Below are 22,409 nucleotides of genomic sequence, written 5' to 3'. Positions count from 1 at the left end.
ATGGTACGAAGAATCTAAAAAATTAGTATTTAAGTCACGAAAGAAAACGGATATAATGAAGTGGGATTTTTGACAGGTGAGAGGGGAGACAGGATTTGAAACAAGAAAAGTCAATCGCACTACCATTAGCTATTTCTATAATTGCCATTTCTTTTGCAGCAGTTTTTGTAAAGATGTCCTCAGCACCATCTTCTATTTTAAGTATGTACCGCTTATGGATTATCGTACTTATTATGCTGCCTATCGTATGGAAAAAACGGGAAGAGTTTAGTAAGATTCAAATAAAAGATTGGGGATTTTTAATTGGATCTGGTTTCTTTTTAGCACTTCATTTTCTATTATGGTTTGAATCTTTAAAGCATACGACAGTTGCGAGTTCGACGATTATTTTAGCGCTTCAACCAATCGTATCTTTAATTGGAGGTTTTTTCTTATTTAAAGAAAGAACAACATACTCAGCTATTGCAACGATGGGAATTGCGATATTAGGCGTAATGTGTATTGGTTGGGGAGATTTAGGGCTAAGTGAACAAGCAATTTATGGAGATATATTATCCTTTTTAAGTGTAATAGCGGTTGTCGGTTATTTATTTATCGGGCAAACGACAGTAAAGAAAGTATCACACTGGATTTACAGCTTTACAGTTTTTGCATTCGCAGGTATTTTTATGGGAATTTATAATATAGTATTGCAAGTGCCTTTTACAGGTTATACGAAGTGGGATTGGACCGTTTTTCTTTTACTTGCGGTTGTCCCGACAGTGTCACACGTCATTAATAATTGGTTATTAAACTACGTAAATGCAACAACAATTTCAATGAGTATTTTAGGAGAACCCGTTGGAGCATCTATACTAGCGTTCTTCTTACTCGGTGAAAGACTAAATGCCATGCAAATTATCGGTAGCATGCTCGTATTGTTTGGTGTATCTGTTTTCTTACTACAGCAACAAAAACGAACAGCAAAAAATGTAATAAACGAGCCGGCGTATACACAGGAATTATAATGTTAGAGGAGAAAAGAGAAGTTGTGATACTTCTCTTTTTGTTTTATATAAATACGGGTGTGGAAGGGGGGAAGGAAATGGAATTCCCATCAAAAAAAGATGTATGGCTATATCCGATTTTTTTCGTTGTCATTGGAGCGTGTTTTGCTCCCCTATTTGCAGGTAGAGAATATTTTCTTTTATTTTTTACAATTTCATTAGCGATATTATTTATTTGGAGTTGGTTTTCGACAAAATACATCGTCGGAGAAGAAACAATTACAATTAGATCAGGTTTCGTTAAAAAGCGCATATTTATACGAGATATAAAACAAGTTTTAAATACAAAAAATCCAATAGCAGCCCATGCATTGTCATTTGATCGACTTGAAATTGTTTATGGTGCACATCAAACAGAAATTATTTCTCCTAAAGATAAAGAGCAATTCATCAATCTTGTTAAAAGTAAAAATCCACACATTGAAATAAAGTAAAAGAGTGGCTTCGTAGCCACTCTTTTACTTTGGATTTGTCATATAAGGTTGTACGTGAATGATACATAGGTCACGGAACTTTCCTTCAGCAGTTGTGACAATTACGACTGCTCTACCTGCACTTTTTCCAGTAATCGTTACCGTGTCCCCCTTTGGATACAGTGTGATAACATCAGCATTCATATTCGTCCAAAGAAGTTCTTTATTTGTTGCCTGCATTGGCAAAACGGAAGCTGATAACTCAGTGCTTTGGCCAGTTCTTACTTTTAACTTATTTTTTTCCATATGAACACCGATGACTGAAATAACAGAAGGAGCAATTGTAATTTTAGGTGGATTAGGTTGTATGTTCAAACAAGACGCAGAAGTATTGGTGATAGGTGAAAATTTTCGTGTTTGTTGTTGCTGGAAAGCTGCTAACATATTGGAGTCCCCTTTCTGTATAAGTGCTGATAGTAATACTATAAAGGAGTAGTGTTACGTTTAATTTAACGAAACATAAAGAAATTGTTAAATTCGAGCAGAAGATCGTCGAACTTTGATATAAAGAAAGCTCTGCTGATACGATAACAGCAGAGCTTTCCCTTTATAGATTATGACTATGTTGTTTTTCGAAATTCTCAAATTGCTCTTCAACTTCTTTTGAAGGTTGTGTTAGTAAACTAACAATTACGATAGCTAGTAAACTAATAGCGAAACCTGGAATCATTTCATATAAGAAATCTTTTAAGAATTTGAATTGAGTCCATATAATAACAGTAGCGGCACCAGAAACCATACCAGCAAGCGCGCCCCATTTCGTCATACGTTTCCAATATAAGCTTAATAAAATAGCAGGTCCGAATGAAGAACCGAACCCAGCCCAAGCATATCCAACAAGAGCTAAAATCGTATCATTTTGTTTAAGTGCTAATGCACATCCAATTAAAGCAATAACAAGAACAGCCATACGACCGACAAATACAAGTTCTTTATCAGAAGCATCACGCTTAAAGAATGTTCTATATAAGTCTTCTGTTACTGCACTCGAAGTAACGAGAAGTTGAGAAGAAATTGTACTCATAATAGCTGCTAAAATAGCTGCTAATAAAAATCCAGTAATAAGTGGATGGAATAAAATAGTGCCAAGTTCAACGAAAATCGTTTCTGGATCAGAAAGTTTTAAACCTGCTTTTGAATAGTATGCAATACCGATAAGGCCAGTAAACATAGCTCCAGCAACAGAGAAAATCATCCAGCTCATACCAATACGTCGTGCACTTTTAATTTCTTTTACAGAAGAAATCGCCATAAAGCGTACAATAATATGTGGTTGTCCAACATAACCAAGGCCCCATGCGAATAATGAAATAATTCCTAATACAGAAGTACCTTTAAAAATATCTAATAATGCCGGATCGATAGATTTAATTGTTTCAAATGCTGGACCAAGTCCATTTACGTGCATAATTGTTACGACTGGAACAAGAATAAGAGCGACTACCATAATGATTCCTTGCACGAAGTCTGTCCAACTTACAGCTAAAAATCCACCAAATAATGTGTAAGCTACGACAACTCCACCAACGATAAGAAGACCAACATGGTAATTGAGTCCAAATGAATTTTCGAATAATACAGCACCAGAGACAAATCCTGAAGCTACATAAAACGTGAAAAATATCATAATAACAAGTCCAGATACTAAACGTAGCATATGGGATTTGTCGTGGAAACGGTGTTCCAAAAATTCTGGGATAGTAATAGAGTTATTTGCAATTTCAGAGTAGGTACGTAAGCGAGGAGCGACATAAAGCCAGTTTGCATATGCGCCTAATGTTAGGCCAATCGCAATCCAGCTACTACTTAATCCAACGCTAAACATTGCACCGGGTAAGCCCATTAAAAGCCAACCACTCATATCAGCTGCTCCAGCACTTAATGCTGTTACTGCGGGGCCTAGTGTACGCCCGCCAAGCATATAATCTGTTAAGTTGGATGTTTGCTTATAAGCGAAATAGCCGATAATTAGCATCCCGAGCATGTAAATAGAGATAGAAGTTAAAATTAACATCTGCGTACTCATGTAGTTCCCCTTTCTTTTGTCAGGTCTTTTGATGCGTTATGCATATTTATCCCGCATGAACGGGCAGTAAAACTCCCACCTTAAAATTGGATGGGCAAGGAAGTTAGGTGGGAGATCAACTGCCCGTAAATGCCCGATTAGTTCAACTAATAATAAGTGGGGGATGAACAAAACCCCCACTTATTAAAGTTTCACTTTATAATCTATCATGATTATTCTGAAAAATCCATATAGAAATATGAATTTTCAGAAATGTAAGCGTTTTTTGATATGATTTTACTTTTTTAATATATAATATTCATACAAAAAACCTTATTTTTAATAGAGTATTTATTATATTTACATAAAAAGAGGTTGTTTTGTCAATATAATATTGAAAGGAAAGAAAAATAAAATTTTAAAAAAAGTATTGACTTGTGAAAAAAGTCAGGTCTATAATGAGTGCAACTTAAAAAAATGCAAGCGTTGATGAAGAAGAGTACACATGATGAACATGTCAGAGAGCTGATGGTTGGTGCGAATCAGTATGGAATTGATGTGGAATGGGCTTCGGAGCTTCCAAACCGAAACGAAAGAAGTAGGCTTTGGCGACATGATCTCATCGATACAAGAGACACGTATTGTTTTTGATACGGTAAAGTGCGTTACATTTGTAACGAATTAAGGTGGCACCACGGGAGTACCCGTCCTTTCTATAGGATGAGTACTCCCTTTTTGTGTATAAAAAATTAAATAAATGAAATCGTTTAAGTAAGAAGAGTACGTATATTGGAGACGTTACAGAGAGCCGGGAATAGGTGGGAGCCCGGTACGGTGCCATATACGGAATGGGCTTACGAGAGGTATGCTGAACAATTATTTTCAGTAGGCAACCCGGGTTCCGCCGTTACAAGGATAAGGTATAAATTTTGTACCTGAACAAAGCGGGATGCTTTTGCATCCAACACGAGGTGGTACCGCGGTATATTTATCGTCCTCTACATATTTTCGATATGTAGGGGACTTTTTTATTTTTCAGAGTGAGGTGAAGGACATGATGACGAAAGAAGAATTTATAAAACAAAAAAGAGAGAGAAAGACATTTTTAGTAATCACTGAAGAAGAAGGAGATAGCATTACGCCAATTTCTTTATATAGACGTATGAAAGGGAAGAAGAAATTTTTATTAGAAAGTTCACAGCTTCATCAAGATAAAGGGCGTTATTCTTACTTAGGATGTAATCCTTATGGAGAGGTGACAAGCGTTGGTACGGAAGTAGAAAGAATGATATATGGGCAAACAGAAAAGTTAAAAGGTAACGTACTACAAGTGTTAGAAGAAGTAATCGCATCATCACAAGTAGATAGCCCATTTCCATTTTGTGGAGGAGCAGTTGGTTATATTGGATATGATGTCATTCGGCAGTATGAAAACATTGGAGCGGATTTACACGACCCATTAAATATTCCGGAAGTACACCTTTTACTATATCGTGAGTTTATCGTTTACGATCATTTACGCCAAAAGTTGTCGTTTGTATATGTATGCAGGGAAGATGATTCAGCAGATTATGAGGAAGTATACGAAAGGCTACGAGTATACAAAGAGGAAGTGCTACAAGGAGAAGAAGCTGAAGTAAATGCAATACAATCCACATTATCATTCACTTCTTCTATAACGGAAAAAGAGTTTTGTGAGATGGTAGAAATGGCGAAAGAACATATAAGAGCTGGGGACATATTCCAAGTCGTACTGTCACAGCGTTTGCAAAGTGAATGTATTGGTGATCCATTCGCGTTATACCGAAAACTTCGAATTGCAAATCCATCACCATATATGTTCTATATCGATTTTCAAGATTATGTTGTACTCGGTTCTTCACCGGAAAGTTTGCTATCAGTAAGGGAGAATAAAGTGATGACGAATCCAATTGCTGGTACGAGGCCGAGGGGGAAAACGAAGAGGGAAGATGAGGAAATTGAAAAAGAACTGTTAGAAGATGAGAAAGAACGAGCGGAGCATATGATGCTTGTAGATCTTGGGCGAAATGATATTGGCAGAGTGAGTGAAATTGGATCCGTGACGATAGATAAATATATGAAAGTAGAAAAATATTCTCACGTTATGCACATTGTATCTGAAGTTTACGGAACATTGCGAAAACAAACGAGCGGATTTGATGCGTTAGCGTATTGCTTACCAGCAGGGACAGTTTCTGGGGCTCCGAAAATTAGAGCGATGGAAATTATAAATGAGCTAGAGAATGAAAAAAGAAACGTATACGCCGGAGCAGTTGGATACGTTAGTTTTTCAGGGAATCTTGATATGGCACTTGCCATTCGAACGATGGTCGTAAAGGATGAAAAAGCATACGTTCAGGCCGGAGCAGGAGTCGTTTACGATTCAGATCCAGTAGCTGAATATGAAGAAACATTAAATAAAGCGAGAGCGCTATTGGAGGTAATGAAATGATTGTACTAATTGATAATTATGATTCATTTACTTATAACTTGTATCAACTGTTAGGTGAATACGAAGAAGATATTGTAGTCGTAAGAAATGATCAAATAACGATAGAACAGCTAGAAGAGATGAATCCAACAGGAATTGTGCTTTCACCAGGACCAGGAAAACCAGAGGATGCTGGTATTTGTATCGAAGTGATTCGTCATTTTTATAAGAACGTTCCCATATTAGGTATTTGCCTTGGTCATCAGGCGATTATATCAGCATTTGGAGGAGGAATTGTTCGAGCGGAGCGTATTAAACATGGGAAAACATCACTTGTGAAACATAACGGAACGTCAATCTTTTCATACGTTACACAGCCGTTAACAGCGATGCGCTACCATTCCCTTGTTGCAGAGCAAACGAGCTTGCCAGATTGTTTTGACATACTAGCGACAGCGATGGACGATGGAGAAATTATGGCAGTTCGTCACAATTATTATCCGCTCTTCGGATTACAGTTTCATCCGGAATCAATCGCAACAGAAGAAGGCGGAAAGTTAATACGTGCCTTTTTAACAGAAGTAAAAGAGGAGGAAAGAGTATGAATAACTATCTTCGTAAATTAGTGGAGGGTCAACATTTAACAGAAGAGGAAATGTATAAAGCAGGACTACTTTTATTAAGTGAAAACATATTAGAAAGTGAAATTGCAGCTTTCTTAGTCTTACTGAAAGCGAAAGGTGAAACTGCAGAAGAAATATACGGTCTCGTTCGAGCTCTTCGCGAAAAGGCATTGCCGTTTTCGAACCATATACAAGGAGCAATGGACAATTGCGGGACGGGTGGTGACGGTGCTCAAACGTTTAATATTAGCACAACATCAGCATTCGTACTGGCAGGAGCAGGTGTAAAGGTTGCAAAACATGGTAATCGTGCCGTTTCTAGTAAAACAGGAAGTGCAGACTTATTAGAAGAACTAGGTGTAAATATTAGTAGTACGCCAAACGAGATTGATTATTTACTAGAGCATGTGGGCATTGCCTTCTTATTTGCACCAGCAATGCATCCAGCACTAAGGCGCATTATGAAAATAAGAAAAGAGTTAAACGTGCCGACAATCTTTAATTTAATTGGTCCTTTAACAAATCCAGTGAATTTAGAAACACAATTTGTCGGTATTTATAAACGAGATATGTTATTACCAGTTGCACAAGTATTACAAAAGTTAGGCCGGAAACAAGCGCTTGTCGTAAATGGAAGTGGTTTTTTAGATGAAGCGTCATTACAAGGGGAAAATCAAGTAGTCCTTTTAAAAGATAATGAAATAGTAGAAATGAATATTGATCCAGAAAATTATGGTTTTTCAAGAGTGAAAAATGAAGAAATTAGAGGGGGGAATTCACAAGAAAATGCAAAGATTACAGTCGGCGTATTGAGTGGAGAAAAGAGTGTTTACCGCGATACAGTGTTATTAAATGCAGGTCTAGCCCTTTTTGCAAATGGAAAAACAGAAACGATTGAAGAAGGAATTAAACTAGCAACACATAGCATTGACTCTGGAAAAGCATTAACCAAATTAAACTTATTAATTGCAGCAAGCAACGAAAAATTAGAAAGGGTGAACTAAAGTGGGGACGATTTTAGATAAAATTGTAGAACAGAAGAAAAAGGAAGTTGCGGAGTTATATGAAACGTATACACCAGTCAAAACAAAAAGAAAGACACATTCACTTGTAGAAGCGTTACAGCAGTTTATTGTCATTGCAGAAGTAAAGCGAGCATCACCATCAAAAGGAGATATCAATTTACACGTTGACGTACGAAAACAAGTGGGAACATATGAAGACTGCGGGGCAGGAGCAGTATCTGTTTTAACAGATGGTCAATTTTTTAAAGGATCGTTTCACGATTTACAAACAGCAAGAGAAGAAAGTAACATTCCGCTTTTATGTAAAGATTTCATAATCGATAAGATTCAAATCGATAGAGCGTATGAAACGGGAGCAGATATTATTTTACTAATCGTAGCAGCGTTAACGAAAGAAAAGTTAAAAGAGTTGTATAGCTACGTGTTAGAAAAAGGATTGGAAGCGATTGTTGAAGTTCATGATGAACAGGAATTAGAAACTGCGATCCAACTAAATCCACATGTTATTGGCATTAATAATCGTAATTTAAAAACGTTCGAAGTAGATTTAAGCCAAACTGAAAAGTTAGGAAAACGATTGAATGAGGAGAAATTACTTTGGATTAGTGAAAGTGGCATTCATTCAAAAGAAGATATTACCCGCGTTAAAAGAGCTGGAGCAAAAGGTGTATTAGTTGGAGAGGCACTTATGACATCATCTTCTATTAGTAGCTTTTTTGAAGATTGTAAGGTGAATATATGAAAGTGAAAATTTGTGGTATTACTGATGTTGAAACAGCAAAATGTGCTTGCGAATACGGAGCAGATGCAATCGGATTTGTTTTTGCAGAAAGTAAGCGGAAAATTACTCTGGGGCTAGCGAAAGAAATTATTGGGGAGCTTCCAGCACACGTATTAAAAATCGGGGTTTTCGTAAATGAATCAGTTGAAGTGATTCAGAAGATTGCAGATGAGTGCGGGTTAACGCATGTGCAACTACATGGGGATGAAGAGAATCATCAAATTAGAAGATTGAATATTCCGTCTATAAAATCACTAGGAGTAACTTCAGAGAGTGATATGAAAAGCGCTCAAGCATATGAAACGGATTATATATTGTTTGATAGCCCGAAAGAAAAGTTTCATGGAGGAAATGGAAAGACATTTTCATGGGAATTACTTGAGCATATGCCAAAAGAGTTGCGAAAGAAAACGATATTAGCTGGTGGATTAAACATCCTTAACATAGAAGAAGCAATTCGAACTGTTCGGCCATATATGGTCGATGTAAGTAGCGGAGTAGAGACAGAAGGAAAGAAAGATCTAAAGAAAATAAAACAATTTATTATAAAATCGAAGGAGTGTTCCAAATGAACTACGCATATCCAGATGAAAAAGGTCACTACGGTATATACGGAGGACGATACGTTCCAGAAACGTTAATGCAATCTGTATTAGAACTAGAAGAAGCATATAAAGAAGCGATGCAAGATGAAGCGTTTCAAAAGGAATTAAATCATTATTTAAAAACGTACGTTGGAAGGGAAACACCGCTTTATTTCGCTGAAAATATGACGAAGTATTGCGGTGGTGCAAAGATTTATTTAAAACGTGAAGATTTGAACCATACAGGAGCTCATAAAATTAACAATACAATCGGTCAGGCACTACTTGCAGTACGAATGGGCAAGAAAAAAGTTGTCGCTGAAACAGGAGCAGGACAACACGGAGTGGCAACTGCTACTGTATGTGCCCTACTCGGATTAGAATGCGTCATCTTTATGGGAGAGGAAGATGTGAGACGTCAAAAATTAAATGTGTTCCGAATGGAATTACTCGGAGCGAAAGTAGAAAGTGTAGCGGCAGGTAGCGGCACATTAAAAGATGCAGTGAACGAGGCGCTTCGCTACTGGGTTTCACACGTGCACGATACACACTACATTATGGGATCCGTTCTCGGGCCACATCCATTCCCGCAAATTGTCCGTGATTTCCAAAGTGTAATTGGAAATGAAACGAAAAAACAATATGAGGCGTTAGAAGGAAAGTTACCAGAAGCAGTCGTTGCTTGTATTGGCGGTGGTAGTAATGCGATGGGCATGTTTTATCCGTTCGTACACGATGAAGAGGTCGCTCTTTACGGCGTAGAAGCAGCAGGGAAAGGCGTTCATACAGAAAAGCATGCAGCAACTTTAACGAAAGGAAGCGTCGGTGTTTTACACGGATCAATGATGTATCTTCTGCAAAACGAAGAAGGGCAAATTCAAGAAGCGCACTCTATTTCAGCAGGACTCGATTATCCAGGTGTTGGTCCAGAACATAGCTTGCTAAAAGATATTGGCCGCGTTTCTTATCATTCAATTACTGATGATGAAGCGTTAGAAGCATTTCAATTATTAACGAAAAAAGAAGGAATTATTCCGGCTTTAGAAAGCTCACATGCTGTCGCATATGCATTAAAATTAGCGCCGCAAATGAAGAAAGACGAAGGACTTGTCATTTGCTTATCAGGCCGCGGTGATAAAGATGTAGAGAGTATAAAACGTTATATGGAAGAGGTGTGAAAAATGGGAGTAGAAAAAATTAAAGCAGCGTTTGAAAATGGTAAGAAAGCATTTATTCCGTACGTAATGGGCGGAGATGGTGGACTTGAGAAATTAAAAGAAAGAATTCGTTTTCTAGACGAAGCAGGAGCAAGCATCGTTGAAATTGGTATCCCGTTTTCAGATCCAGTTGCAGATGGCCCAACGATTCAAAGAGCAGGGAAGCGAGCGCTAGATAGCGGTATAACAGTAAAAGGAATTTTTCAAGCATTAATAGAGGTAAGGGAAGAAGTGCAAATTCCGTTTGTACTCATGACATATTTAAATCCAGTACTCGCATTTGGAAAAGAACGATTCATCGAAAACTGCATAGAAGCAGGTGTAGACGGCATCATCATTCCAGACTTACCATATGAAGAACAAAATATTATTGCGCCGTTACTTCGAGAGGCAAACATTGCGCTAATTCCACTCGTTACCGTAACGAGCCCAATTGAGCGAATCGAAAAAATTACGAGTGAATCAGAAGGATTCGTCTACGCTGTTACAGTAGCGGGCGTAACGGGAGTACGTCAAAACTTTAAAGAGGAGATTCGTAGTTACTTAGAAAAAGTAAAATCACACGTCAACTTACCAGTAGTCGCAGGATTCGGTATTTCAACAAAAGAACATGTAGAAGAAATGGTTACAATATGTGACGGAGTTGTTGTTGGAAGTAAGATCATTGAGCTTTTAGAAAATGAAAAACGAGAAGAAATATGTGAATTAATATATGCAACAAAACAAAAAGAAGAGGCGTAAGTCTCTTCTTTTTGTTTTGCGTAATAAATGTTAAAATATACAGAAAATACATTTAATTCAGAGGTGAGAAGGCATGCTAAGACGCAAATTACTGTATCTTCTTTTAACTATACCACTATACGCTTGGCTCATTAGCATGGCGAAAATAGAGTTGATGGCTCTATTTTTAGGATATGTATTTATCTTTTCCAACTTAAATCGCATTCAAGAACAGTCTATTTTAGAAATATGTCTATTTTCGATTAGTATAGAATTATTTAGTATCGTTTCGATTGTATTATTAAACGAATTATTTCTACGGATTCATTCATTTACATTAATGAAATTTGGGAATATTGTATTGCAAGCAATATGTACTTACATTGTGTTTGTTGTGTTAGAAAAAATAATTGGGCAGCAGACAGTTTTTCAGAATAATAGAAAATGGGGTGAATGAAAAGGAGCCGTTTGGCCCCTTTTTTGAATCTGTTGTAAAAATAATTGAAAATTATGTCATCTGTTATATAATAGTTAAAAATTGTATTTTAAACGAAATGAGATGATAACATGGCCATATTGTTGGCACTTATCCCAATTATGATGATTTTCATTTGTTTATTTTTATTTAAACAAACGTCATTAAGGTCCTCGTTAATTTCTTATGCAGTGTCTGTCGGAATCGTTTTACTCTCGCCAACGTTTCGATTAGGGATAAGTGAAACTGTGCACGCAACGATTAAAGGATGGTTAATTTGTTTTATTGTCGGGTACGTTTTATTTTTCGGTATTTTTTTATTTCACCTCATGAACAAAATGGGATACATCGATCAAGTAGCACGTTTTTTAGAAGAAATCACACATGATCGCTTATTACAAATGCTGCTTATGTGTTTTGGCATTTGTCCGCTTATTGAATCAGTAAGTGGATTTGGTATTGGATTCATGGTTGCAGCACCTATTTTTCTTTCGCTAGGCTATAAACCATTTCAAGCTGTACTGCTCTCATTCATCGGCTTACTAGCTAGTTCATGGGGCGCAATGGCAACGGGTACGATTATCGGTTCGCAGCTAATAAATATGCCTCTTACAACACTTGGTACAAATACAGCGCTATTAAGTATTCCGATGTTTGCTTACTTCGTTATTCTTTCTTTACACGTTGTTGGCGGCTGGCTAGCGGTTATAGAAAAGTGGAAAGAAGGAGTAGGGTTCTTTCTATTATTTTCTCTCGGAATATATCTTTCTAATGCGTACGTAAGTGTTGAACTAGCCGGGATATTAAGTTCTATCGTTACGATTACATTTGGCTTTCTTATCATTAAATTAAAAGGAAAAAGTGGGCAAAATCTTATAGCAGAACATGCCGCTGCAACGGAGAGAGAAGTATCCATTATAAAAATTATTAGCCCTTATATATTTCTAACAGTTTGTATTTTACTTTCTCGCCTCGTTCCAGCATTACATGATTTGTTCAGATCATATGCGGTTCTTGATTTGAAATCATACTCTTATAAACTAGAGTTACTATATTCACCAGGATTTTGGCTCGGTATGACTTGCTTATTTACTATTATTTTCTTCCGCATCCCGTCTAATATTATTAAACAATCATTCTCACAAACGATCAAACAATGGATTCCATTTGCTATTACGACGACAATGTTTATCGCCATTTCAGAACTAATGGGTGCATCTGGCATGCATTCATTACTTGCAAAAACAGCTGGTGAAACATTTGGAACCTTTTTCGTTTTTGTTGCTCCGTTTATTGGCGCTATTGGTGGATTTTTAACAGGTAGTAACGCAGGATCAAATGCAATGTTTATAAAACTACAAATGCAAACCGCACAAAACGTAGCACTCCCGTGGCAATATGTCACAACACTTCAAAACACCGCATCATCAGTAGCGACAATCGCTTGTCCATCACGGATTACATTAGGTGCTTACTTATGTAATATCCCTTACCGTGAAAATGAACTATTAAAGAAGACGACGTTAATGATCTTTGGTGCGGTTTTACTTGTAGTGGTAGAGGTTATTGTTTGGTATATGTTGAGAAATTAAAAATCCCCCTAACATAGGAGGATTTTTTTTATGAGTGGATAATGATTTAAATATGAATAGCTTCTACTAAATGAATAGGAGATGAAATGTATGCCCCTAAAAAACTACGGTGTGTTAAAAGGTACGGTTATACAATCAAAGATTGGAAAAGGGAAAACACCTCATTATCAAGTTCATTTACAAGATGAAGTAGGAGTAGATTATCGTATTGCAATTAACGTAAAATCGCAAAGTTATCCGTCAGAAGTTTTATATTTTGCGAGTAACAATATTAAATCAGAAGCGATTCATATTTTACCGACATTACCATTCGGTTTTACAGAAATAAAAAACAATGAACCGAAAGTGGCTTTAGATTATGTAAGAGGAAATCTATTTGATTCAAAACAAATGATTCCTTTGCCTCCCGAAAAAGCAGGAGCAGATAATGATTTAAACGAAAAAATAGAACGTTATATAAAGCGAGCGATAGAAGAAAAAGCGATTATTTACGCGTTTGGTGAAAGATGGGGACCAGAAGAAAACACACCAGATTCCTATTTTCATTTCAAACCAGGAAACGGTATACATGATATTCACATGAATCAAGGGAATGTAGAGAAATGGAAAGGTGATAATGGCATATGGCAAGACGGAGGGATACTCATTCACTTTGAAAAGGAAGAAGAATGGATTGGTATCTTTCTTGCATTCCAATCACAGTCATGGTGTACCGATGAAGAAGGGCATGCTCGTGTGCCTGTTGAGCATTGTGATTATAAGGGGAATAATTAATAAGAAGAGGGCGTTCAAAAAGAACGCCCTCTTCTTATTTTATAAAACGAAAAACTAACGAGTGTAGAAAGACAAGAGAAAAGCAGTGCTACACTAGAAAACGCAATGAGATACATATTATATTTCATAACCTGTCCAATTAGCTGGTTACTGTCGTATTGAAACAGTCCCGCTATGATGTTGAATAAAAATAAAACGATAAACATGACGATAACTCCGTCTATTGATCCTTTAATGTCTGGTTTACTTAAAGCGATATGTGCGGAAATACAAATGGCGATAAATAAAAATAACCAAAAGGAAGGATTCAATAAATTGCCGATTGTAAATAAGCTTTTCAATAATACAAACGTCGACAAGAGCATGTTTTGAATCATTTCTACATTAATAGAAGTAGAAGCGATCGTTTTTTCGAGAGTTGTATTAAATAAAAAATATGATTCTGGTACGAAATAGCGCATTAAAAGGATTAATGCAGTAATACCAGAAATAATAGGCCCGATGCCGATGAAGAAATTCCCAATTCGTTGATACACACTTTTTTGATTGTATTGATGTTGTACGTAACCTAATGCTCCTTGACTTGTATCTGTTGGGAAAAACTGCGTTGCTACAATTTTATGACGGAACAGTACGCACATAATGGCATGTCCAAGTTCGTGGATCGGAACACCAATCCACGCCGTTAAAAGGAATCCTTTTCTTCCGAAAGCCCTCGACCAATACATTCGTGTTAGTGATTCTAAATAACCTAATAGAAATCCAATTACAATGATAACGCCAATTAAGGAAAATAATTGGATTACGCTTGTAAGGAGTATTTGAAAAATTGAGTTTACCAATTCCATTGTCTTTCATCCAATCTGTTAAAAATGTTATTTGTTCTGTTTCATAATAGCATTATTTTTCAAGATTGCTAGCATATATAATTTCTTTTGAAAGAAGGATTTCAGAATCTTTTTCTTGTAGTCATGTTTTATGTACAAAGTCATATATTGAATTTGTAACACCCTATATGGTATATGCTTAAGGAGGGATGAGAGAATGAAATGTCCGTCATGTCATACAGAAAATGCAGCAGAGGCAAAGTTTTGCGGGAATTGTGGACATTCGTTAACGGAAGAAGTAGTGGCAAGTAGTGGTCAAGAAGAAGGGCCGGAACAAGCACGCGCGGCACAAGTAAAGGAAACTCGGCCAAATGAAACGGTAGAGCAAGCGAAGCGGTTTGCGAGCGGCTATTTTCAATTTTTTAAACATGCATTACAAGCACCGACAGCGATTATGAAAAGCGGCACGATTGAAGTAAGAAATGGAATTGTAAGTCTTGTTCTTATTTGTTTTTTAGGAGCATGTATTTTTTATAGAATGATGAGTGCAGCATCAGCAGTTACGAGAACATTTGCACCAGATATATCTACTCCCACATTTTTTGTAGAATCTATAACGGTCTTTTTCTTTTTATTAATTTTAACTTTATTTGTCGGATTTATTATTTTTGTAAGTGGTAAGATGATGAAATCATCTTTTTCGTTTCTTGAAGTATTCGGTATATGGGGAACGCTAGCGACGCCGGCTATTGCTATATTAGTCCTTTCTTTTCTTTTTAGTTTCTTATTAATCTTTTTCTTACCGATATTATTATCGGTAGCTGCAACTTATATAGGGATTAGTATAACTGTAGCCATATTAAAGCTAGACAATGGCGGATTAGATCTCGTGTACACACTTATTATTGCAAATGTTTTAATTGGAATTGCAACATTTATTGTACTTTGGTCTTACATTAGCACGATAATTCAAGCCTTAACACAGGGAATAACTGGCTTCTAATGAAAAGGTGGTTGACTGGATGAATGTATGTACAAAGTGCGGAATTCAGTTTGAAGATGGTGTGCAATTTTGTCAAAACTGCGGGACGAAGAGGGGAAGTCCTGTAGTAAAGAAGAACATGAGCGGTGGTGCAAAGGTTGGCATTACACTGTTAGCACTATTTGTTATAGCGATTATTGGATTATATTTGTACGGATCATCGTATTATACGCAGGTGGCACAAGTAGATCGGATGATTACGATTTTACAAGAGAGGGACGGAGAGAAATTAGCTGAGATCATTACGGCAGATGATCAATCGGTTATGATAACAAAAGAGAGTTTAACGCCTCTATTTTCATATATAAAAGAAAATCCATCGTATGTGAATGAATTAAAAGAATATTTGAGACAAGGTGAAAAACAACGGGACGGAATAGAAAGAGCTGATTTTTCGTTAACGAAAGACGGAAAGTATTTCTTTATATTTGATCGGTATAAATTGAAAGTGAAGACGTACTATACCACTTTGCTTACAAATGAAAAAGGCGTATCGTTAAAAATGAACGGAAAAGAAATTGATAAGACAGATGACAAAAAGTTTGAGAAGCAATATGGGCCGTTTCTTCCGGGCAATCAAGTGTTTCAATCAGAATATAAAAATGATTATGTAAAACTATCGCGTGAGGAAAAGGTTGTACTTATGAAACAAAGCCAAAATAACGTAATGATAGATTTAACGTTGCAAGGTCAATATATTACAGTTCAAACGAACGCGCCTGGTGCAACATTGTACGTAAATCAAAAACCAGTTACAGCACTGGCAGGAGAAGAAATTACATGGGGGCCTATAGCGACTGATGGAAGTACGACGATTTATTTAGAACGAAATGGAGAAAATGGAAGGGAAACGACGAAGGTAGAAACGGTAACGGCACTTCCGTCTTATAATCTTCCATTTCAAAAGAAAAGTACAGAAAAAACAGTTGTTTATAATGTTACTCCGCCATCTACCACTCCGTATGTATATAATGGTTTCATTTTCCCAGATAGTGATATTCGAAAATTAACGAGTACAGATTTAGCATATTTATCGAAAGAACAGTTGAAAATTGCTAGAAATGAAATATATGCAAGGCATGGACATATTTTTCAGACGAAAGATATGCAAACGTATTTTTCAAAACAATCTTGGTATAGAGAAAATCCATATTTTACAGGAAAGCTAACAGATATTGAAACTTATAATGTTGAACTCATCAAATCAAGAGAATAAACATGTGAAAAAGGTACAGTGCATAACTGTACCTTTTTTATGGTTATTTATCTGAACCAGGATCCCTTGAGAAAAAGATGTGAAAGAGAAATGTGACTTTACTTGATCCTCCTGATGTACTAGCTTGTATATGTGATAAAGGACCAGATGTTAGGGCTGCCTCGGAATGGGGGGGTACGACTATTTTGAGCGCATGATCTGATTCTGGTGAAGCAGTAACAGTTATTGTATCGTCAGAGAAGTTCAGAATTTTAACTGAACCGACTGGAAAGATAGACTTGCCAGCATGTGATGCTGAAGCGAATTGGGTAGCTTTCCAAATATCTTGCGCAAACGTATCATCGTTAGATAACCAGGCACGAGCGCTGTATATTGTCGCATTAATGGAAAATTCTTGGTCAAGTGAGAGGGCGGGTTTCGGTTCTTTTGGTTCTTGCGGTTCATCTGGAAGCTGGGCGAGAAGGCCGGCGCACATATATTTCACCTACTTTCAATAGTAACTGTTATAGCATATTAAACATGTTGTTTATGAGACACGACGGCTACCTATTCAGGCATAGGTTTGTGCACCAAATTTGAAGATAAAATCCTCTTTCTTTACAATGGAAGTAGGTGTTATTTCTATAAAATATGGAAAACGTAAAGAGTATGTAAAAAAGAAGGAGTGGTAAAGTGAACTATGTCATTATTGGCGGAGATGCAGCTGGTATGAGTGCAGCTATGCAAATTGTTAGAAACGATGAAAATGCAAATGTTGTAACTTTAGAAAAAGGTGAAATTTATTCATACGCTCAGTGTGGATTACCGTATGTCATTAGTGGTGCTATCGCTTCAACTGAAAAGTTAATCGCGCGCAACGTAAAGACGTTTCGTGAGAAATATGGAATTGATGCGAAAGTGCGTCATGAAGTAACGAAAGTAGATACGGAAAAGAAAATGGTGTACGCAGAGCATACGAAGACGAAGGATGTCTTTGAATTTCCATATGATCGATTATTAATTGCGACTGGAGTGCGTCCTGTTATGCCAGAATGGGAAGGACGGGAATTACAAGGCGTTCATCTTTTAAAAACAATTCCTGATGCTGAGCGCATATTAAAAACGCTAGAAACGAATAAAGTTGAAGATGTAACGATTATTGGCGGTGGTGCCATTGGACTTGAGATGGCAGAAACATTCGTCGAACTTGGTAAGAAAGTAAGAATGATTGAGCGAAATGATCATATCGGTACGATTTATGATGCAGATATGGCAGAGTACATACATAAAGAAGCAGATAAGCATCATATTGAAATTTTAACGAATGAAAATGTAAAAGCATTTAAAGGAAATGAACGAGTAGAAGCAATCGAAACGGATAAAGGTACGTATAAAGCAGATCTTGTTTTAGTGTCGGTTGGAGTGAAGCCAAATACTGATTTTCTTGAAGGGACAAATATACGTAAGAATCATAAAGGAGCAATCGAAGTAAATGCATATATGCAAACAAATGTGCAAGACGTATATGCAGCCGGTGATTGCGCAACACATTACCACGTTATAAAGGAAATTCATGATCATATCCCGCTCGGAACGACTGCCAATAAGCAAGGGCGACTTGCTGGACTGAATATGCTTGATAAACGAAGAGCTTTTAAAGGTACGTTAGGCACAGGTATTATTAAATTTATGGATTTGACGCTCGCAAGAACAGGCTTAAATGAAAAAGAAGCAAAAGGGCTACACATTCCGTATAAAACGGTCAAAGTAGATTCTACAAATATGGCGGGCTATTATCCAAATGCAAAACCACTTTACTTGAAATTACTATATCGCTCCGATACGAAACAATTATTGGGCGGGCAAGTAATTGGAGAAGAAGGCGTAGATAAACGTATTGATGTGATCGCGATGGCACTTTTCAATAAAATGAGCATTCATGATTTAGAAGATGTCGATTTAAGTTATGCACCACCATATAACAGCGTTTGGGATCCAATTCAGCAAGCGGCAAGGAGAGCAGAATAGCACTTTTTAAAGTGCTATTTTTTTGTTAAAGGGGAATTATCATTTTTGTCGAATGAAGAGGATCGGGAAATAGTTACATATGTGGAAGGGGAGTTTTTTTATGATTGTAGCACTTCAAAAAGTTCAAGAATCAGAAAAAGAAATATTACGTAATTTGTACGCTTTATATCTTCATGACCTTTCTAAGTTCACTATGAATATAACTATCGGAGCGAACGGATTTTTTGAATACGAAGATTTGCATATGTTTTGGAAAAATGACGGAATCACGCCGTATTTTATAAAAGTTGATCATAGTATTGTAGGATTCTTATTACTACTGGAACGTCCGTTTTTGAAGAAGGAAAATGATTTTGGTATTAATGATATTTTCATATTGAATCAATATAAAGGAAAAGGAATCGGTAAACAAGCTGTTGAGAATTTACTAGAAGAGAAAAGAGGACAATATTTCGTTATCGAACTTGTAAAAAATGTACCAGCAGTGTCGTTTTGGAAGAAAGTATATAAAAAACTGAACATTGAATTTGATGAGAGAGAGCAGTTAATTGATGATGAAGAATGCCTCGTTCAAACGTTTAAAATTTAATGAAGTTGGTGTTCCTTTTATATTCCTTTGAAATTTAACTTTATCCCGCTATTTGCGGACAGTAAGACCCCCATCTCAAAATCCAGCGAAAGCAAAGAAGTTAGGTGGGTGATCAACTGCCCGTAAAAGCCCGATTGGTTCAACTAATAATCAGTGGGGATGAAGACCCCTATTGATTAAAGTTTCACTTTATTTTGAATATACCGTTCCCCCTTGAAAACATATTACTAATCGCTTATATTTTCATATAGTATTTATTTTTTTAACGAAGCAATGAACGAACCAGGGGGCGCAGTATGGCAATTAATATGAAAACAATCGAAGAATGGATTGTTGAATCAAATACAAGACATGAAGAAGACTTTGGACACGTTGTGGAAGAAATGAAAGAAGTATGTGTCGGACTTGATAACGCGACATTAATTTATACGAAAAATGTATTTTGTTTCGGTAAAAAAGTAGAAGTGTTTTTCTTCTTCCAAGACCATGTCGTGATCGGACAAGAAAAAGACGAATATATTGAGATTGAAAAATTAAAGTATGATGATATTACAAATAGTAATTTAAAAACAAATGACAAAAATACAACGTTAGAATTAAAGTTTGCTAACGGACAATCTATTAATTTAGATAGTTTAAATGATAACTACGGTACGAAAAATTGGTTATTTGCTAGACAAATTAAGAGTATTTTTAAGTTAATCTAGTAAAAAGCAGACCTCAAAGGGTCTGCTTTTTACTTAATTCCTATTACACAAAGGCAACCTCTTTCTTCATAGCATTCCACACTTGTAAATCCTGTTTTATAAAATAGGTTTATTAATTCTTCATTCGTTTTCCATTTCTCCATATGATATTGAATTTTGAAAGTTTCAGCTACTAATAAAAAAGATCCATTCGGTTGTAAGACGCGAAATATTTCTTTTATATCTTGTTCCACATCGGGCCAAAAGTAGTGTGTTTGAAAAGCGGTTATGAGATCGAAGAAGTTTGTATTGTAAGGAATAGAGGAGACACTTGCCTGATGAATGATTACTTTTCCTTTTTTTACGTCCTGTATATTGGCTTTCTTTGAGTTTTCAACAGCTTGATCTGAATAATCAATTCCATATATTTTCCCAAATGGAATTCGTTTTGAAAGAGTATGTATTGTTTTGCCGCCGCCACAACCAATATCTAAAGTAATTGCATCTTTACGTATATGTATTTTTTGTAATCCCCAATTTGTTAGTCTCATATGTGCAGCGTTCATAATACAAAGCATGGAAGAACCAATTGTCCCGCGAGGGTTTTTTGCTTGCTGAATTAATCGTTGTAAAATGTTCAAGTTACATTCTCCTTTTATGTAAGAATATATACTCATTTCGCTTTTTATAAATTAAGTCCTTTAAAAAAAGCACGCCGTCTACCGGCGTGCTTCTAATTATGCAAAGCCCCTTTTAACCAATTCCGCGCTCGATACGCCCCAACAGGAATTTGAATAAGAGACGTTTCATTCCCAGCATCAATACCGTACAATTGATCACATGAATTTGTATCAAAACTAAGTAATGGATGCCCGCCCATCCCCATCGCGGTCGCTGCAAAAACGAGTTTATGAACGAGTATACCAGCTTCCATTTGGTGAATACGATATCCTCTATAGCCTAATGCATTTGTATAATAATCTTTCTTTCCGACTACATGTAGGCAAAGTGGTACTTGAAAAAGGTTTACGTTATCCATCGTCATACTAGACTGAAGAGGGTAACGAAGGTCTCCATATCGAATTGGTTGTATGGAATGTGTTTTACTGTTATAAGCGTAAGCCCCGTTTTTAATATTTTTCACGTTATAAAAACATCCATATAAGAAGACGCGCGCATTTTCATTTACATACTTACCATCAAGGTCGTTGTAATAGGGGAAGGAGAGGCTCGCTTCTTGTAGTAAAGTAGCGAGCTCAGCTGCATCCCATTTCGTTAAAATAAAGTCTGCATCAGGAGAATATCGTTTTTTACAAAGTTGTAGGAAATCATACGATAACCGTTCTACTTTTGGTAGCTGTACAGCGTACGCATTATGTTGATAGTGCTCTTCATGATGTAGTGTTTGGAAGTGTGCTGTCGATTCGATCATAGAAGCTTCATTTATTTTTGTTATCATCGGATATTCACCTACATGTTTTGAGCGAACGAAATGTTCATGTGCTAACGGCGGAATTTGTTGCAACAACTCATGAGAAGTAACTGTTTTATTTTCACGGTAATCATTGTGAAACCAATTAGTTTCTGGCTCTGTACTTAAAGGAATAACGGCATACACACTTTCTTCACCTTCTGACAATCCGACTAAGTGATTCATTGCCCGGTCTAGAAATTGAAAATATACGCCATTTGTGTAGCCAAACTGTTTTGCACTTTCTAGTAATTGTCCAATAAGGACCCCGCTATCTAATCCTTGAAGACGATATGAAAAATTATTGTATTTAAAGAAATTTTTCCAAAACATAGTAGATACGAATGCAGCACCGAAACAAGACTGTATGTTACAGCGATTACCGAGTGCGTCTGCTAAATAAGAATCGAAATTTCCTTCGCGAAGTAAAATAAGCCGGTGATGCGCGGCGTCATAATGGTAAATGCCGTCTGGATAATCGTCAATCTTTAAATAGATATACAATTCATTCGGATATAAAGCGCCGCCTGAAGGAATAGATCTTCGTAATACATTTCTCTCGCTATTTAGCTGACATAATTGTGTTACACCAAATGAATACCAAAGGTAGTGACCAATTTCATCTAAAGTAGGTGTAGTAGAAGAGTTCGGTAAAGATAATGGGATTTCTAAGGAGAGCGGGATGGTAGGTACATTTCGATATAATTTATAAGGAAGCGGTGCGTCTTTCCAGTCCACCTCATGATTCGGCATAATTTCATCGATAGAGAAATGGAGATGATGTAAAAAAGTATCTAGCTGCAT

23 protein-coding genes and 2 other annotated features are annotated in these 22,409 nt (G+C 36.6%); of the genes, 17 read left to right on the top strand and 6 right to left on the bottom strand.

Annotation, left to right across the window (positions count from 1 at the left end; all coding sequences use genetic code 11):
• The first annotated feature begins 95 nt into the window (after positions 1-95).
• A complete protein-coding gene (locus tag MR167_RS14700; RefSeq protein ID WP_063675107.1) occupies positions 96-1,007 on the top strand; it encodes a DMT family transporter in 912 nt (303 codons plus the stop codon).
• A 77-nt stretch (positions 1,008-1,084) separates the two neighbouring features.
• The gene (locus MR167_RS14695) at positions 1,085-1,480 is read left to right on the top strand and encodes a PH domain-containing protein (protein WP_000395656.1); all 396 of its coding nucleotides are present in this window, start codon (positions 1,085-1,087) and stop codon (positions 1,478-1,480) included.
• Between the two features lie 24 nt (positions 1,481-1,504).
• Here the strand turns inward: MR167_RS14695 and MR167_RS14690 are convergent, their stop codons facing one another.
• Both MR167_RS14690 and putP read right to left on the bottom strand, forming a co-directional pair.
• Positions 1,505-1,903: an Ig-like domain-containing protein gene (locus MR167_RS14690; protein ID WP_000878727.1), complete on the bottom strand. Its 399-nt coding sequence runs from the start codon at positions 1,901-1,903 to the stop codon at positions 1,505-1,507.
• Positions 1,904-2,066: 163 nt separating this feature from the next.
• The gene (putP, locus tag MR167_RS14685) at positions 2,067-3,545 is read right to left on the bottom strand and encodes a sodium/proline symporter PutP (protein ID WP_000107191.1); all 1,479 of its coding nucleotides are present in this window, start codon (positions 3,543-3,545) and stop codon (positions 2,067-2,069) included.
• A 456-nt stretch (positions 3,546-4,001) separates the two neighbouring features.
• Positions 4,002-4,239 (top strand) — a binding site (T-box leader).
• 42 nt (positions 4,240-4,281) lie between these two features.
• Positions 4,282-4,526, top strand: a binding site (T-box leader).
• Positions 4,527-4,578: 52 nt separating this feature from the next.
• On the opposite strand from putP, the gene trpE reads away from it, so the two are divergent.
• The 10 genes from trpE to MR167_RS14635 all read left to right on the top strand — a co-directional run bounded on the left by trpE (position 4,579) and on the right by MR167_RS14635 (position 13,767).
• Positions 4,579-5,997 carry an anthranilate synthase component I gene (trpE, locus tag MR167_RS14680; RefSeq protein ID WP_002083083.1) on the top strand — a complete coding sequence of 473 codons (1,419 nt, stop codon included), beginning with the start codon at positions 4,579-4,581 and terminating at the stop codon, positions 5,995-5,997.
• Positions 5,994-6,581 (top strand): aminodeoxychorismate/anthranilate synthase component II, encoded by a 588-nt coding sequence (locus tag MR167_RS14675; RefSeq protein WP_242314894.1) that lies wholly within the window; start codon positions 5,994-5,996, stop codon positions 6,579-6,581. Before trpE ends, MR167_RS14675 begins: the two co-directional genes overlap by 4 nt.
• Entirely contained in the window at positions 6,578-7,603 is a 1,026-nt protein-coding gene (trpD, locus tag MR167_RS14670) for an anthranilate phosphoribosyltransferase (RefSeq protein WP_001067363.1), read from the top strand. Before MR167_RS14675 ends, trpD begins: the two co-directional genes overlap by 4 nt.
• 1 nt (position 7,604) lies before the next feature.
• Positions 7,605-8,366, top strand: coding sequence for an indole-3-glycerol phosphate synthase TrpC (trpC, locus tag MR167_RS14665; protein WP_242314893.1), 762 nt, complete (start codon positions 7,605-7,607; stop codon positions 8,364-8,366).
• On the top strand, positions 8,363-8,977 hold the full coding sequence (locus MR167_RS14660; protein WP_000865127.1) for a phosphoribosylanthranilate isomerase: 615 nt from the start codon (positions 8,363-8,365) through the stop codon (positions 8,975-8,977). The genes trpC and MR167_RS14660 overlap by 4 nt, the downstream gene beginning before the upstream one ends.
• Positions 8,974-10,167: a tryptophan synthase subunit beta gene (trpB, locus tag MR167_RS14655; protein ID WP_001105026.1), complete on the top strand. Its 1,194-nt coding sequence runs from the start codon at positions 8,974-8,976 to the stop codon at positions 10,165-10,167. The genes MR167_RS14660 and trpB overlap by 4 nt, the downstream gene beginning before the upstream one ends.
• A gap of 3 nt (positions 10,168-10,170) precedes the next feature.
• Positions 10,171-10,947 (top strand): tryptophan synthase subunit alpha, encoded by a 777-nt coding sequence (trpA, locus tag MR167_RS14650; RefSeq protein ID WP_000537822.1) that lies wholly within the window; start codon positions 10,171-10,173, stop codon positions 10,945-10,947.
• A gap of 73 nt (positions 10,948-11,020) precedes the next feature.
• Positions 11,021-11,383: a DUF4029 domain-containing protein gene (locus MR167_RS14645; protein ID WP_000946134.1), complete on the top strand. Its 363-nt coding sequence runs from the start codon at positions 11,021-11,023 to the stop codon at positions 11,381-11,383.
• 110 nt (positions 11,384-11,493) lie between these two features.
• Complete coding sequence (locus MR167_RS14640; RefSeq protein WP_242314892.1) at positions 11,494-12,993, top strand: L-lactate permease; 1,500 nt, start codon at positions 11,494-11,496, stop codon at positions 12,991-12,993.
• A gap of 90 nt (positions 12,994-13,083) precedes the next feature.
• Complete coding sequence (locus tag MR167_RS14635) at positions 13,084-13,767, top strand: DUF2278 family protein (protein ID WP_001128581.1); 684 nt, start codon at positions 13,084-13,086, stop codon at positions 13,765-13,767.
• Positions 13,768-13,781: 14 nt separating this feature from the next.
• On the opposite strand, the gene MR167_RS14630 is transcribed toward MR167_RS14635, so the two are convergent.
• Positions 13,782-14,615: a hypothetical protein gene (locus MR167_RS14630; protein WP_000424512.1), complete on the bottom strand. Its 834-nt coding sequence runs from the start codon at positions 14,613-14,615 to the stop codon at positions 13,782-13,784.
• 196 nt (positions 14,616-14,811) lie between these two features.
• Here MR167_RS14630 and MR167_RS14625 point away from each other — a divergent pair, with 196 nt between their 5' ends.
• Together MR167_RS14625 and MR167_RS14620 are read left to right on the top strand one after the other, a co-directional pair.
• The gene (locus MR167_RS14625; RefSeq protein WP_000650096.1) at positions 14,812-15,597 is read left to right on the top strand and encodes a zinc ribbon domain-containing protein; all 786 of its coding nucleotides are present in this window, start codon (positions 14,812-14,814) and stop codon (positions 15,595-15,597) included.
• Between the two features lie 19 nt (positions 15,598-15,616).
• Positions 15,617-16,852, top strand: coding sequence for a TcaA 3rd/4th domain-containing protein (locus tag MR167_RS14620; protein ID WP_001099914.1), 1,236 nt, complete (start codon positions 15,617-15,619; stop codon positions 16,850-16,852).
• A 43-nt stretch (positions 16,853-16,895) separates the two neighbouring features.
• On the opposite strand, the gene MR167_RS14615 is transcribed toward MR167_RS14620, so the two are convergent.
• Positions 16,896-17,327, bottom strand: a complete 432-nt coding sequence (locus tag MR167_RS14615; RefSeq protein ID WP_000332402.1) for a hypothetical protein — start codon at positions 17,325-17,327, stop codon at positions 16,896-16,898.
• Positions 17,328-17,524: 197 nt separating this feature from the next.
• On the opposite strand from MR167_RS14615, the gene MR167_RS14610 reads away from it, so the two are divergent.
• From MR167_RS14610 to MR167_RS14600, 3 genes are all read left to right on the top strand, one after another.
• Positions 17,525-18,859, top strand: a complete 1,335-nt coding sequence (locus MR167_RS14610) for a CoA-disulfide reductase (protein WP_001110229.1) — start codon at positions 17,525-17,527, stop codon at positions 18,857-18,859.
• A gap of 100 nt (positions 18,860-18,959) precedes the next feature.
• Positions 18,960-19,448, top strand: a complete 489-nt coding sequence (locus MR167_RS14605; protein ID WP_064532952.1) for a GNAT family N-acetyltransferase — start codon at positions 18,960-18,962, stop codon at positions 19,446-19,448.
• A gap of 296 nt (positions 19,449-19,744) precedes the next feature.
• Entirely contained in the window at positions 19,745-20,155 is a 411-nt protein-coding gene (locus tag MR167_RS14600; protein ID WP_000996808.1) for a DUF3908 family protein, read from the top strand.
• A gap of 29 nt (positions 20,156-20,184) precedes the next feature.
• Here the strand turns inward: MR167_RS14600 and MR167_RS14595 are convergent, their stop codons facing one another.
• Together MR167_RS14595 and MR167_RS14590 are read right to left on the bottom strand one after the other, a co-directional pair.
• Positions 20,185-20,775 carry a class I SAM-dependent methyltransferase gene (locus MR167_RS14595; RefSeq protein WP_199669553.1) on the bottom strand — a complete coding sequence of 197 codons (591 nt, stop codon included), beginning with the start codon at positions 20,773-20,775 and terminating at the stop codon, positions 20,185-20,187.
• Between the two features lie 92 nt (positions 20,776-20,867).
• Complete coding sequence (locus tag MR167_RS14590) at positions 20,868-22,409, bottom strand: SagB family peptide dehydrogenase (protein ID WP_242314891.1); 1,542 nt, start codon at positions 22,407-22,409, stop codon at positions 20,868-20,870.

The organism is Bacillus cereus group sp. BfR-BA-01355, from assembly GCF_022663675.1.
Classification (GTDB): Bacteria; Bacillota; Bacilli; order Bacillales; family Bacillaceae_G; genus Bacillus_A; species Bacillus_A thuringiensis_S.
Note: the sequence above shows the minus strand (reverse complement) of the source record. Positions and strands in the feature narration are given on the sequence as shown.